The following is a 13,420-nucleotide window of genomic DNA, read 5'->3' as shown; positions in this document are numbered from 1 at the left end:
CAATATTGTCCAGCACGACGCTCCTGCTCGGGAGCGTCCACCCATTCAGTACGCTTCAAACACCGAAACCACATGGCCTATGGTTTAATTACTGCCCCTCGTACACCTTGCTCTCTACCTGCCTCAAGGAACACCCCTCATGACTCCCCCCCGCGCCACCAAAGTCCTGGTTATCGGCTACGTCTGGCCCGAGCCTCGCTCTTCAGCCGCCGGCGGGTATGTGATGCAACTGCTCGGAGTTTTCCTGCAACAAGGCTGGGACGTGACATTCAGCAGCCCGGCCGGTGCTGGCGAGCATCAGGAGGATCTGACGGCGCTGGGCATTCGTGAAGTGCCTATCGAACTGAACAACAGCAGTTTCGACACATTTGTCCGCGAACTGGCACCGAATATCGTGCTGTTCGAACAATTCATGATGGAAGAACAGTTCGGCTGGCGTGTCGAGAAGCACTGCCCTGATGCCTTGCGTGTGCTCGGCACGCAGGATTTGCAGAGCCTGCGCCATGCGCGGCATCAACGACTCAAGGACCGGTTGAAAGCCAGTGACAATGACACTGACTTCAGTGAACTGTTCGCGCCGGCCTTGCGTGAAGAATTCGAGCTGATGGCCGATACCGACCTGGCCAAACGGGAGATTGCGGCGCTGTATCGCTGCGACCTGAACCTGATGATTTCCGAAGTGGAAATCGAGCTGTTGGTCGAGCAGTTCAACGTGCCACGCAACCTGTTGCACTGGTGCCCGCTGATGGTCGATGTACCCGACAGCCCGCCCGCACCGTTCGAAGATCGCGGGCACTTTATCCATATCGGCAACTTTCGCCATGCGCCCAACTGGGATGCGGTGCTCTGGCTGAAAACCACGATCTGGCCGCTGATTCGCGAGCAGTTGCCCACTGCGCAATTGCACATCTACGGGGCCTATACGCCGCCCAAAGCGACGGCCCTGCATAATGCGGCCCAGGGTTTCCATGTCATGAACTGGGCGGAAGATGCGTTGCAAGTGATGTCGGCGGCGCGGGTATGCCTGGCACCTTTGCGTTTCGGTGCGGGTATCAAAGGCAAGATCGTCGATGCAATGATCTGCGGTACGCCAAATGTCACCACACCGATCGGCGCCGAAGCCATGCATGGCAACGGCCCTTGGCCGGGCGCGGTGACCCGTACGGCGCGCGAGTTCGCGGATTGTGCGGTGCAACTCTATAAAGACCAGGCGCAATGGTCGAACGCCCAGACTGTTGGCCTGGAACTGCTCGCCGACCGTTACCAGGTACACACTCACGGTCCGGCGTTGATTGCACGACTCGAGTATTGCCAACAGCATTTGGCGCAACTTAGACGGGACAACTTTACCGGCAGCATGTTGCGTCACCATCAACACAAAAGCACTCAATACATGGCGCAATGGATTGAAGCGAAAAATCGAACTAAAGAAGACACTTGATCGTTAGAATCGTCTCATCTGACGATTAACCCACTGTGCAAGGACGCACTATGAATAACGATATGAATCGACTTCTGCCCGCCTTTCCCTATGACACTCAATATTTCACAGCCCACAACTGGATGACCCAACTTCCCGTTATTGATGCACTTTCGCTTGCGGAACTGGTTTTGCCCGGCGCCCATAATGCCGGCGTGGATAAAAAGGCTTCCTATGCGGCGCCGGGCATCAGTCACTGGGCCGCTTGTCAGACCCATTCGTTTTATTATCAATTGACCCACGGCGCACGTGCGCTCGACTTGCGGCTTGAGTATGAAATCGGCAGCAATGGTGTCGGAACATTCTGGTTTCAGCACAACGGTTTTCGCTCTTCCCGCTCTCTGGAAAACCTGATCACGAGCGTGATCCGGTTTCTGCAGGAAAATCCCGAAGAATTCATCGTTCTCGATTTTCATCAGCTGAATACAGGCGACCAGCGCCTTGGCTATCAGGAGTTCAACCGCCTGCTGATGACACATCTGGGTGATCGGATAATTCCTTACAGAAATGCGAGCCTGACCCTCGGTCAATTGAAACGGGCCAGTCACACCCAGCGTGTGCTGGTTGCGGCCGAATATCACCCGGCATTCGATGCAACCTTGTTCAGTCGGTCCATCCAGCACGAATGGAGCGGGATCGGGACGACCAGCATCAGTGAGCTCAACGCGCATATCACTCGGGTGATGAAATACCCGCCATCCGGCAATCTGCCGTGGTCACTCTCCGCGACCAGTTACCATGCAGCGGGCGGTCCGGTGAACATCCGCGAGCAGCTTGATCAATGGTTCGACCCTGCGGCGAGGGATTGGGTTCTGAAGAGCAGTATTATCAATGCGGATTTTTTTGAAACGTCGAATCTGGTAGGCCATTGCCGGACGGCCAACCTGATCAAGGCAAACGCCTACAGCCATTAACTTGTGCAAATGTTTCCGTCACTGGCAATGTCGGAGCGCACTTCTATGCTTGAAATTACATATATCCACTTCATCCCACGGACGGGCTGAAGTTACTATCAGGAAAGACAATGACCCAAGTTTTACAAGGCATTCTCGACAAAAAGAAATGGATGAGCAACGTTCTCGACATTGACCGTCTGAAGTTGACCGACTTAATCTGGCCCTGTACTCATAACAGCGGCATGGACAAAAAAGCCCCCAACTATGATGTTCTGATTGGCAACTGGACCACCTGTCAAAACGATTCATTTGCATGGCAGCTGGCCAACGGGGCACGGGCATTTGATATCCGTCTCGGTTACACCGAAGGGCACGATCAATCGATCTTCTACTTTCATCACAATGGCTATCAGTCCCATCGCGTTCTCGATGAGCTGATCGACGCGACATTGACGTTCCTTGATCAAAATCCGGATGAGTTCATCGTCTTCGACTTTCACCAAATGGGCGACGGCACAAAGCGCTTTGACCATAGGAAACTGAATGATCTGTTGGTGAATCGGCTCCATCAGCGAGTCATACCGCCCTCCGACGCCAGGAAAACGGTGGGAGAACTCAAACGCATCAGTACCCGCCGCAGACTGGTACTGGCAGCGCACGTAGTGACGGGGCTGGACGATGATTACTTCTGGCCGCGCATTCCGCACAAATGGAGCGGCGATCGCTTCACTGACACAACGGAACTGCAACGCCACATTTCCAGCACCCTGCAAGACGCGCCTTTCGAGACCTTTCTTTGGTCGTTGTCGGCCACCAGTTACGGTTTTCTGGGCGGGCCTCAGGACATCAAGAACCACATCAATAACTGGTTCAACCCGACCCGGGACTGGGTGACGCGTTGCAGCCTCATCAGCACCGACTTTTTCGACGAGTCAGATATCGTGCGTTATTGCTGGAGCGCCACCAGCATGAAGGCGGTTTATGGCAGCGCCTTGCATGAGCCCGTGGGGGCATGACACGGGTCAACATGCCGCAAGCTGGTAATGTCGGCCCCTAAAGAGGCATGATCAGGGCGCAATAACAAAAAAAGCGCCCTGATATGACCCGGACTGCCAGAGTCACCGATCCTTCCTACGAACTGATGGACGACCACAACGGGTTGTCGATCATCTATCGCCAGCACGGCTTCCCCTGCCCCTTGGTGCGCTGGCATTTTCACAAGGAATACGAACTGCACCTGATCGTCGCCAGTTCCGGCAAGGTGTTCATTGGCGACTACATTGGCAATTTCTACCCGGAAACACTCTTTCTCACTGGCCCCAACCTGCCCCACAACTGGATCAGCCAGGTGGCCGAGGACGAAGTGGTGCCCAAGCGCGACATGCTGGTCAATTTCACCGACGAGTTGTTCGAGAGTGGCCATCAGGTGTTTACCGAGCTCAAGTCGCTTGCGCCCTTGCTGGAGCGTGCCCAATACGGCATCGAGTTTCGCTGCAAACGCACCATCCGCCAGGCCATGACCTTGATGCAGCGCATTGCCGACACCCAGGGCGTCACTCGGCTCGGGCACTTTTTCATTTTGCTGGAGTTGCTCGCCGCTTCCGACGATTACCAACTGCTGTCCGGTGCGACAACCCCGCAACTGGCGGACGAACACAACATCGATCGCACTAACCGGGCGGTGGATTACATCTTTGCCCACTACGCCCGTGAACTGCCGCTGGAGGAAGTCGCCGAGCACCTGGGCATGAAGCCGACGTACTTCAGCCGTGTGTTCAAACAGGCCACCGGGCGCTGCTTCATCGAGTTCGTCAACCGCCTGCGCATCAGCAAGTCCTGCGAGCTGCTGGCCGATGGCGATAAACCGGTGACCGATGTGTGTTTCGAGTCGGGCTTCAACAACATTTCCAATTTCAACCGACGCTTTCAGCAATTGAAAGGCATGACGCCCTCGCACTATCGGCGGTTGGCGGTGCAGCGGTTGACCGAGCAGAATCTGGGCTAGCACATGCAACCCTGTGGGTGCGGCGTTGAAGCCAGAACCTGTACGTATTCGATAGCGCCAGAGCGCTGAAAAGCCCTTCCCTTCGTTTGCTTCTGCAAACGCCAGTGCAAAAAAGTATCGATTCAAGTGCGATGAATGATTTGTCTCATCCTCAATTGAAGGCTGTAATCAGCGCACATTCTTCCTGCCTCGGAAGACACAAAAACAATAACTGTCCTTCTGTCCCCACCGGGTGCAGAAAAGGAGTGCACGATGCAACCTTCGGTAAAAGCTCTGCTAGCCCTCACCTGCATGACCCTCAGCAGCGTCAGCCTCGGCGCGCAAACCCTGACCATCGCCACCGTCAACAACAGCGACATGATCCGCATGCAAAAGCTCTCGAAGACCTTCGAAGCCGAGCACCCGGACATCAAGCTCAATTGGGTGGTGCTCGAAGAAAACGTCCTGCGCCAACGCCTGACTACCGACATCGCCACTCAGGGCGGGCAGTTCGATGTGCTGACCATCGGCATGTACGAAGCGGCACTCTGGGGCGCCAAGGGTTGGCTGGAACCGATGAAGGATTTGCCCGCCACTTACGATCTCGACGACGTTTTCCCGTCGGTACGTGAAGGTTTGTCGGTCAAGGGTTCGCTGTATGCCCTGCCGTTCTACGCCGAAAGCTCCATCACTTATTACCGCACCGACCTGTTCAAGGAGGCCGGGCTGACCATGCCCGAGCGCCCGACCTGGGAACAGATCGGCGAATTCGCCGGCAAACTCACCCATAAAGACAGAGAGCAGTACGGCATCTGCCTGCGCGGCAAGGCCGGCTGGGGCGAGAACATGGCGCTGATCACCACTATCGCCAACGCCTATGGCGCACGCTGGTTCGATGAGAAATGGCAGCCTGAATTCACCGGCCCCGAGTGGAAAAACGCGCTGAACTTCTACGTCGACACCATGAAGAGTTCCGGTCCGCCGGGCGCGTCGAGCAACGGCTTCAACGAAAACCTGGCGCTGTTCAACAGTGGCAAGTGCGCGATCTGGGTCGATGCCAGCGTGGCCGGCTCGTTCGTCACCGACAAGACCCAGAGCAAAGTCAGCGAGCACGTGGGATTCACCTACGCGCCGCACCAGACCACCGATAAAGGCTCGGCCTGGCTCTATTCCTGGGCGCTGGCAATTCCGACCAGCTCCAAGGCCAAGGACGCGGCAAAAACCTTCAGCGCCTGGGCGACTTCCAAGGAATACGGCGCACTGGTTGCAGCAAAGGACGGCATCGCCAACGTGCCACCAGGCACTCGGGCCTCGACCTACAGCGACGCCTACATGAGCGCCGCACCGTTCGCCAAGGTAACCCTGGAATCGCTGAAAGCGGCGGACCCGAGCAAACCGACGCTCAAGCCCGTGCCGTACATCGGCATTCAACTGGTGACCATTCCTGAGTTCCAGGGCATTGGCACCCAGGTTGGCAAGTCGTTCTCGGCGGCGCTGATCGGCCAGACCACGGTCGATCAGGCCCTGACCGCCGCCCAGCAAACCACCGAACGTGAGATGAAGCGCGCGGGTTATCCCAAGTAACCCCACCATTTCAATGTGGGAGCGAGCCTGCTCGCGATGAGGCCATGACATTCAACATCAGTGTTGGCTGATAAATCGCTATCGCGAGCAGGCTCGCTCCCACAGTTGATCTTCATCGTCTGTTCCCAATCGGTTTTAACGCCATGAATACTTCAACTGCCAAAGCTCACATGGACATTCCCCAGCCGGTGCGTAAAAGCCGGTTGGCCAATCCCGGCTGGTTTCTGGTCAGCCCCTCGGTGGCGTTGTTGCTGCTGTGGATGATCGTGCCGCTCGGCATGACGCTGTATTTTTCGATGATCCGCTACAACCTGCTCAATCCTGGTGAAAACGAGTTCGTGGGACTTGAGAACTTCACCTACTTCCTGACGGACTCCGGTTTCATGCCCGGTGCCACCAACACCTTGTTGCTGGTAGGTAGCGTGCTGTTGATCAGCGTGGTGTTCGGGGTATTGATCAGCGCGTTGCTGGAGGCCAGTGAGTTTCTCGGTCGCGGCATCGTGCGGGTGATGTTGATCTCGCCGTTCTTCATCATGCCCACCGTCGGTGCGCTGATCTGGAAAAACCTGATTTTCCACCCGGTGTCGGGGATTCTCGCCTATGTCTGGAAACTCTTCGGTGCACAACCGGTGGACTGGCTGGCGCATTACCCGCTGCTGTCGATCATCATCATTGTCTCGTGGCAATGGCTGCCCTTCGCGATCCTGATTCTGATGACCGCCATGCAGTCTCTCGACCAGGAACAGAAAGAAGCCGCGCGCCTCGATGGCGCCGGGCCCATCGCGATCTTCTGGCACCTGACCCTGCCACACCTGGCGCGTCCCATCGCCGTGGTGGTGATGATCGAAACCATCTTCCTGCTCTCGGTGTTCGCCGAAATCTTCACCACCACCAACGGAGGCCCCGGCTATGCCTCGACCAACCTCGCCTACCTGATCTACAACCAGGCGCTGGTGCAGTTCGACGTCGGCATGGCGTCCGCCGGCGGTTTGATTGCGGTGGTGATCGCCAACATCGCGGCCATCGTGCTGGTGCGGATGATCGGCAAAAACCTGACAGACAAAGCCTGAGGCCTGCGCCATGACCCTTCAACAATCCCGTCGCCTGCAAAGCCTGCTGCTTGGCACCCTGGCCTGGGCCATCGCGATCCTGATCTTCTTCCCGATTTTCTGGATGGTGCTGACCAGCTTCAAAACCGAGATCGACGCGTTCGCCACGCCGCCGCAGTTCATCTTCACGCCGACGCTGGAGAACTACCTGCACATCAACGAGCGCAGCGATTACTTCAGTTTTGCCTGGAACTCGGTGGTGATCTCCTTCAGCGCCACGGCCCTGTGCCTGCTGATCGCGGTGCCTGCAGCCTACTCGATGGCGTTCTACGAAACCCAGCGCACCAAAGGCACACTGCTGTGGATGCTCTCCACCAAGATGCTGCCGCCGGTGGGCGTGCTGATGCCGATCTACTTGCTGGCCAAGAGCTTTGGCCTGCTCGACACGCGGATCGCGCTGATCGTGATCTACACGCTGATCAACCTGCCGATCGTGGTCTGGATGATTTACACCTACTTCAAGGACATCCCCAAAGACATCCTCGAAGCCGCACGCCTCGACGGCGCCACGCTGTGGCAGGAAATGGTCCGGGTGCTGTTGCCGATCGCCAAGGGCGGTCTGGCTTCCACAGTGCTGCTGTCGTTGATCCTGTGCTGGAACGAGGCGTTCTGGTCGTTGAACCTGACCTCGTCGAAAGCCGCGCCACTGACCGCGCTGATCGCTTCGTACTCAAGTCCCGAAGGCCTGTTCTGGGCCAAGTTGTCGGCGGTGTCCACGCTGGCCTGCGCGCCGATCCTGATCTTCGGCTGGATCAGCCAGAAACAACTGGTCCGCGGCCTGTCGTTTGGTGCAGTGAAATGAACATTGAAAAGCAAAAGATCGCAGCCTTCGGCAGCTCCTGCGCGGGACGTCGTATCGGCATAAATCTCCTGTAGGAGCTGCCTCAGGCTGCGATCTTTTGATCTTAAAAATAACAAGCGGAGGCCCACCACCATGGCCAACCTGAAAATCAAGAATCTGCAAAAAGGCTTCGAAGGCTTTTCCATCATCAAAGGCATCGACCTGGAAGTGAACGACAAGGAATTCGTGGTCTTCGTCGGCCCGTCAGGCTGCGGTAAATCCACGCTGCTTCGGTTGATCGCCGGCCTGGAAGAAGTCAGCGGCGGCACCATCGAACTCGATGGCCGCGACATCACCGAAGTCAGCCCGGCCAAGCGAGACCTGGCGATGGTGTTCCAGACCTACGCCCTGTACCCGCACATGAGCGTGCGCAAAAACATGTCGTTCGCCCTCGATCTGGCGGGCGTACCCAAAGCCGAAGTCGAGAAAAAAGTCGGCGAAGCGGCGCGTATCCTCGAGCTCGGGCCGATGCTGGAGCGCAAACCGAAACAGCTGTCGGGCGGCCAGCGTCAACGCGTGGCCATCGGCCGCGCCATCGTGCGCAACCCGAAAATCTTCCTGTTCGACGAACCGCTGTCCAACCTGGATGCTGCCCTGCGCGTGCAGATGCGTCTGGAACTGCTGCGCCTGCACAAGGAGCTGCAAGCCACGATGATCTACGTGACCCACGACCAGGTGGAAGCCATGACCATGGCCGACAAAGTGGTGGTGTTGAATGGCGGCAAGATCGAACAGGTCGGTTCGCCACTGGACCTGTATCACCAGCCGGCCAACCTGTTCGTCGCAGGCTTTCTCGGCACGCCGAAAATGGGCTTCCTCAAGGGCAAAGTCACCCGTGTCGACAGCCAAAGCTGCGAAGTGGCGCTCGATGCCGGCACCCGCATCACCTTGCCATTGAGCGGCGCCAACCTGAGCGTCGGCGGCGCGGTGACCCTGGGCATTCGCCCGGAACATCTGGAACTGGCGCAAACCGGCGACTGTACCTTGCAAGTCACCGCCGACGTCAGCGAGCGCCTGGGCAGCGACACCTTCTGCCACGTGCTGACCGCGTCCGGTGAAGCGCTGACCATGCGCGTTCGCGGCGACCTCGCCAGCCGCTACGGCGAAACCCTGAGCCTGCACCTGGACGCCGAGCACTGCCATTTATTCGATGCCGACGGCGTGGCGTTGACCCGTCCGTTGCGCGCTGCGGCCTGACTTCAGAGAGCCTGTGATGAAACTCAATAAACAGAACCTGCAGCACCTCGCACCCGAAGTGGTCCTGCCCGCCTACGCCCTGAGCGACACCCGCCAAGGCATCGCGCACATCGGCGTCGGCGGTTTTCACCGCGCCCATCAGGCGTATTACACCGACGCCTTGATGAACACGGGCGAAGGCCTGGACTGGGCGATTTGCGGCGTCGGCCTGCGCGCTGAAGATCGCCGCGCCCGGGATGATCTGAAGGAGCAGGATTACCTGTTCACCCTGTTTGAACTCGGTGACACCGACGACACCGAAGTCCGGGTCATCGGCGCGATCCGCGACATGCTGCTGGCCGAGGACGGCGCGCAAGCGCTGATCGACAAACTCGCCAGCCCCGAGATCCGTATCGTCTCGCTGACCATCACCGAAGGCGGTTACTGCATCGACGACAGCAACGGCGAATTCATGGCCCACCTGCCGCAGATCCAGCACGATCTGGCGCACCCGGACTCGCCGAAAACGGTGTTCGGTTTCCTCTGTGCCGCGTTGGCCAAACGCCGCGCAGCCAGCATCCCGGCGTTCACCTTGATGTCCTGCGATAACCTGCCGCACAACGGCGCGGTCACTCGCAAAGCCCTGCTGGCCTTCGCCGCTTTACGCGATACGGACTTGCGCGACTGGATCGCCGAGCACGTGAGCTTTCCGAATGCCATGGTGGACCGCATCACGCCAATGACCAGCACCGAACACAAGCTGCAATTGCACGACAAGCATGCCGTCGACGATGCCTGGCCGGTGGTCTGCGAGCCGTTTGTGCAGTGGGTGCTGGAAGACAGGTTCGTCAACGGGCGTCCGGCCTGGGAGAAGGTCGGCGTGCAATTCACCGATGATGTGACGCCGTACGAAGAGATGAAAATCAAACTGCTCAACGGCAGTCACCTGGCACTGACGTATCTCGGGTTCCTGAAGGGATATCGCTTTGTTCACGAGACCATGAACGACCCCCTGTTTGTGCGCTACATGCGCGCCTACATGGACCTGGACGTGACACCGCAGCTGTCGTCCGTTCCCGGGATCGACCTGACCGAGTACAAGAACACACTGGTCGAGCGTTTCTCCAATCAGGCGATTGCCGATCAGCTGGAGCGAGTGTGTTCGGACGGTTCGTCGAAGTTTCCGAAGTTCACCATTCCGACGATCAACCGACTGATTGCCGATGGCCGGGAGACCAAACGTGCGGCGTTGGTCGTGGCGGCCTGGGCGTTGTATTTGAAGGGGGTGGATGAGAATGGTGATACCTACTCGATTCCCGATCCGCGCGCCGCGTTTTGCCAGGCGCTGGTGGCGGATGATGCGTTGATTACCCAGCGGTTACTGGCGGTGGAGGAAATTTTTGGCTCGGCGATTCCGCATTCAGCCGAGTTTGTGGCGGCGTTTGAATGGTGCTGCAATAGCTTGCGAGAGGTGGGTGTGACGCGGACGCTGGAGCGGGTGCTGGCTTGATGGTGAAACCACTGCCCTCGATGGCTGCCTGACCGCCTCCCGACAGGTTGAATACGCTGATATCGAACTGACACAGCAAGGACCGCCCATGGCAAACCAACAATTATTCCTCGGCATCGACTGCGGCACCCAAGGCACCAAGGCCATCGTCCTCGATGCGGTCAGCGGTCGGGTCCTCGGCCAGGGCGCCGCCGCGCATACGTTGATCAGCGGCACCAATGGCCGCCGCGAGCAGGACACATCGCAATGGCTTGAAGCGTTCACTTCAGCGACTCGCCGAGCCTTGCTTGCTGCCAACGTCGACGGCCAGCAGATCCTCGGCATTGGCGTCTCCGGCCAGCAACACGGTCTGGTCCTGCTCGACGATCAAGGCCAGGTGCTACGCCCCGCCAAACTCTGGTGCGACACAGAAACTACCGCGGAAAACGACCGCCTGCTCGCTCATCTCGGCGGCGAAAAAGGCTCGCTGGAACGCCTCGGCGTGGTCATCGCACCAGGTTACACGGTGTCAAAACTGCTTTGGACCAAAGAACAGTACCCGGAGGTTTTTTCCCGGATCGCCCGCATCCTGTTACCCCACGACTACCTCAACCACTGGCTCACGGGCCGCAGTTGCAGCGAGTACGGCGACGCCTCGGGCACCGGTTATTTCAACGTGCGCACTCGCCAGTGGGACTTGCAACTGTTGCGCGACATCGACCCCAGCGGGCGCTTGCAAGCCGCGCTGCCGGAGCTGATCGACGCCCATCAAGCGGTCGGCACGCTCCTGCCGGACATCGCCGAACACTTGGGCATCAACCCCGAGGCGCTGGTGTCCAGCGGCGGTGGCGACAACATGATGGGCGCCATCGGCACCGGTAACATCCGACCCGGCGCGATCACCATGAGCCTCGGTTCCTCAGGCACGGTGTATGCCTATGCTGATCAACCCAAAGTCAGCCCGGACGCCTCGGTCGCGACGTTCTGTGCCTCCAGCGGTGGCTGGTTGCCGCTGATCTGCACCATGAACCTGACCAACGCCACCGGGATGATTCGAGATTTGTTCGCGCTGGATATCGAGCAATTCAACCACCTCGTTGCGCAAGCGCCGATCGGCGCCGAAGGCGTGTGCATGCTGCCGTTTCTCAACGGCGAACGCGTCCCCGCCCTGCCCCATGCCACCGGCAGTTTGCTCGGTTTGACCATGACGAACCTGACGCAAGCCAACCTGTGTCGCGCCGTGGTCGAAGGCACGACGTTCGGTTTGCGTTACGGGCTGGACCTGCTGCGCCAGAATGGCTTACAAAGCCTGCGCATCTGCCTGATCGGCGGCGGCTCGAAAAGTCCGGTATGGCGGCAGATCGTCGCCGACATCATGAACACCCCTGTGATCTGCACCGAACAAAGCGAAGCCGCCGCCCTCGGCGCGGCGATTCAGGCCGCGTGGTGCAAGTCCTGGGTAAACGGCCACGAAGACAGCCTGGCGGACCTGTGCGAGCGTTGCGTGAAGCTCGACCTCGCCAGCGAAACCTTGCCGATCGCAGCAAACGTGGCAGCCTTTCAGCAGGCCTATGAACGCTATCAACAGCATGTCGCAACCCTTTAGAGAGTGAACAACTATGTACCTGGTGTGTGGCGAAGCGCTGTTCGATTTCTTCAGTGAAGACGACGCCAGCGGCCTGGCTTCAACAGTGAATTTCAAGGCGATTGCCGGTGGCTCGCCGTTCAACGTTGCGGTCGGTTTGCGCCGCCTTGGCGTGGATGCGGCGCTGTTTGCCGGGTTATCGACCGACTACCTTGGCCGGCGTTTGCAGCAAGTGCTGCGAGATGAAGGTGTGCGTGCGGATTACCTGGTGGATTTCGCGGCACCGACCACCCTCGCGATGGTCGCGGTCGGCGCCAATGGCTCGCCGCATTACAGTTTTCGTGGCGAAGGCTGCGCGGACCGACAGTTGAAACCGGAACATCTGCCGCAACTGGGCGCGGAAGTGCGCGGCTTGCACATCGGCTCGTTCTCGCTGGTGGTGCAGCCGATTGCCGACACGTTGCTGGCCTTGGTCCAGCGCGAGAGTGGCAAGCGTCTGATCAGTCTCGATCCCAACGTGCGACTCAATCCTGAACCGAACATCGATCTCTGGCGTACGCGCGTGGCCACGCTGGTCGTGCTGGCCGACCTGATCAAAGTCAGCGATGAGGACTTGAGCCTGTTATATCCCGAGCAGGATCCGCAGCGAGTGATTGAAGGCTGGTTGCAGCATCGCTGTCAGTTGGTATTCCTGACCCGTGGTGGCGAGGGTGCGACGGTGTTCAGCCGCCACCATGGCTCGTGGTCGGTGCCGGCCTGTTCGGTGAAGATTGCCGACACCGTGGGGGCTGGCGATACGTTCCAGGCGGCGTTGATTACGTGGTTGACCGAGCATCATCTGGATTCGGTGGAAGGTGTGCAATCGCTTGCGCGCGAGCAGATCGACGAGATGTTGAAGTTCGCGGTGCAGGCAGCGGCGCTGACGTGCAGCAAGACCGGGCCGGATTTGCCGTATCGGCAGCAGTTGGATTTGCGCTGAATGTGAGGGCCTCATCGCTAGCAGGTTAGCTGCTCCCACATTGAATCGATGCCGAACACAAAATCTGTGTTCACCGAAGATCTACTGTGGGAGCTAGCTGCTAGCGATGGCTTTCTGTCAGGCGCTGAAAACGAATGCGTGCACCGGCAAAGAAGCGTTCGCCCGCCCGGCCAACGAAAACGCCCGTTTCCATTGGCCTGAACTGCGCCATTAAGGGTTTCCCCGATGCAGCCCTGCCTCACCGCCTACGGCATTTGCGCCTTGAACCAGCAGGTTTAATCCTGCACCATCCGCATC

At 58.6% G+C, this 13,420-nt stretch carries 11 protein-coding genes; all 11 read left to right on the top strand.

Features of this window, described 5'->3' with window-relative positions; translation table 11 throughout:
• The first annotated feature begins 139 nt into the window (after nucleotides 1–139).
• The 11 genes from ACM1ZW_RS24345 to ACM1ZW_RS24295 all read left to right on the top strand — a co-directional run bounded on the left by ACM1ZW_RS24345 (nucleotide 140) and on the right by ACM1ZW_RS24295 (nucleotide 13,123).
• A complete protein-coding gene (locus ACM1ZW_RS24345; RefSeq protein WP_416739529.1) occupies nucleotides 140–1,441 on the top strand; it encodes a glycosyltransferase in 1,302 nt (433 codons plus the stop codon).
• Nucleotides 1,442–1,491: 50 nt separating this feature from the next.
• Entirely contained in the window at nucleotides 1,492–2,394 is a 903-nt protein-coding gene (locus ACM1ZW_RS24340; RefSeq protein ID WP_416739528.1) for a phospholipase, read from the top strand.
• A gap of 110 nt (nucleotides 2,395–2,504) precedes the next feature.
• Nucleotides 2,505–3,392, top strand: a complete 888-nt coding sequence (locus ACM1ZW_RS24335; protein ID WP_416739527.1) for a phospholipase — start codon at nucleotides 2,505–2,507, stop codon at nucleotides 3,390–3,392.
• An 83-nt stretch (nucleotides 3,393–3,475) separates the two neighbouring features.
• The gene (locus ACM1ZW_RS24330) at nucleotides 3,476–4,381 is read left to right on the top strand and encodes an AraC family transcriptional regulator (protein WP_017338729.1); all 906 of its coding nucleotides are present in this window, start codon (nucleotides 3,476–3,478) and stop codon (nucleotides 4,379–4,381) included.
• A 252-nt stretch (nucleotides 4,382–4,633) separates the two neighbouring features.
• Nucleotides 4,634–5,944 carry an ABC transporter substrate-binding protein gene (locus ACM1ZW_RS24325; RefSeq protein WP_416739526.1) on the top strand — a complete coding sequence of 437 codons (1,311 nt, stop codon included), beginning with the start codon at nucleotides 4,634–4,636 and terminating at the stop codon, nucleotides 5,942–5,944.
• Nucleotides 5,945–6,087: 143 nt separating this feature from the next.
• Nucleotides 6,088–7,014: a carbohydrate ABC transporter permease gene (locus ACM1ZW_RS24320; RefSeq protein WP_017338727.1), complete on the top strand. Its 927-nt coding sequence runs from the start codon at nucleotides 6,088–6,090 to the stop codon at nucleotides 7,012–7,014.
• A gap of 10 nt (nucleotides 7,015–7,024) precedes the next feature.
• Entirely contained in the window at nucleotides 7,025–7,855 is an 831-nt protein-coding gene (locus tag ACM1ZW_RS24315; RefSeq protein WP_007936731.1) for a carbohydrate ABC transporter permease, read from the top strand.
• 132 nt (nucleotides 7,856–7,987) lie between these two features.
• The gene (locus ACM1ZW_RS24310) at nucleotides 7,988–9,091 is read left to right on the top strand and encodes an ABC transporter ATP-binding protein (protein WP_017338726.1); all 1,104 of its coding nucleotides are present in this window, start codon (nucleotides 7,988–7,990) and stop codon (nucleotides 9,089–9,091) included.
• Between the two features lie 16 nt (nucleotides 9,092–9,107).
• Nucleotides 9,108–10,580, top strand: coding sequence for a mannitol dehydrogenase family protein (locus ACM1ZW_RS24305; protein ID WP_416739525.1), 1,473 nt, complete (start codon nucleotides 9,108–9,110; stop codon nucleotides 10,578–10,580).
• Nucleotides 10,581–10,668: 88 nt separating this feature from the next.
• Nucleotides 10,669–12,165 carry a xylulokinase gene (gene xylB, locus ACM1ZW_RS24300; protein ID WP_416739524.1) on the top strand — a complete coding sequence of 499 codons (1,497 nt, stop codon included), beginning with the start codon at nucleotides 10,669–10,671 and terminating at the stop codon, nucleotides 12,163–12,165.
• Nucleotides 12,166–12,178: 13 nt separating this feature from the next.
• A complete protein-coding gene (locus tag ACM1ZW_RS24295; protein WP_416739523.1) occupies nucleotides 12,179–13,123 on the top strand; it encodes a carbohydrate kinase family protein in 945 nt (314 codons plus the stop codon).
• The last annotated feature ends 297 nt before the right edge of the window (nucleotides 13,124–13,420 follow it).

This window comes from Pseudomonas sp. NFX71 (genome assembly GCF_048079215.1).
GTDB classification, from domain to species: domain Bacteria; phylum Pseudomonadota; class Gammaproteobacteria; order Pseudomonadales; family Pseudomonadaceae; genus Aquipseudomonas; species Aquipseudomonas fluorescens_B.
Note: the sequence above shows the minus strand (reverse complement) of the source record. Positions and strands in the feature narration are given on the sequence as shown.

Bases quoted from the DNA above. Each gene is read 5' to 3' on its own strand.
- ACM1ZW_RS24295 (WP_416739523.1), top strand. From the start codon at position 12,179: ATGTACCTGGTGTGTGGCGAAGCGCTGTTCGATTTCTTCAGTGAAGAC.
- ACM1ZW_RS24325 (WP_416739526.1), top strand. From the start codon at position 4,634: ATGCAACCTTCGGTAAAAGCTCTGCTAGCCCTCACCTGCATGACCCTC.
- ACM1ZW_RS24310 (WP_017338726.1), top strand. From the start codon at position 7,988: ATGGCCAACCTGAAAATCAAGAATCTGCAAAAAGGCTTCGAAGGCTTT.
- ACM1ZW_RS24345 (WP_416739529.1), top strand. From the start codon at position 140: ATGACTCCCCCCCGCGCCACCAAAGTCCTGGTTATCGGCTACGTCTGG.
- ACM1ZW_RS24335 (WP_416739527.1), top strand. From the start codon at position 2,505: ATGACCCAAGTTTTACAAGGCATTCTCGACAAAAAGAAATGGATGAGC.
- xylB (WP_416739524.1), top strand. From the start codon at position 10,669: ATGGCAAACCAACAATTATTCCTCGGCATCGACTGCGGCACCCAAGGC.
- ACM1ZW_RS24320 (WP_017338727.1), top strand. From the start codon at position 6,088: ATGAATACTTCAACTGCCAAAGCTCACATGGACATTCCCCAGCCGGTG.
- ACM1ZW_RS24330 (WP_017338729.1), top strand. From the start codon at position 3,476: ATGACCCGGACTGCCAGAGTCACCGATCCTTCCTACGAACTGATGGAC.
- ACM1ZW_RS24305 (WP_416739525.1), top strand. From the start codon at position 9,108: ATGAAACTCAATAAACAGAACCTGCAGCACCTCGCACCCGAAGTGGTC.
- ACM1ZW_RS24315 (WP_007936731.1), top strand. From the start codon at position 7,025: ATGACCCTTCAACAATCCCGTCGCCTGCAAAGCCTGCTGCTTGGCACC.
- ACM1ZW_RS24340 (WP_416739528.1), top strand. From the start codon at position 1,492: ATGAATAACGATATGAATCGACTTCTGCCCGCCTTTCCCTATGACACT.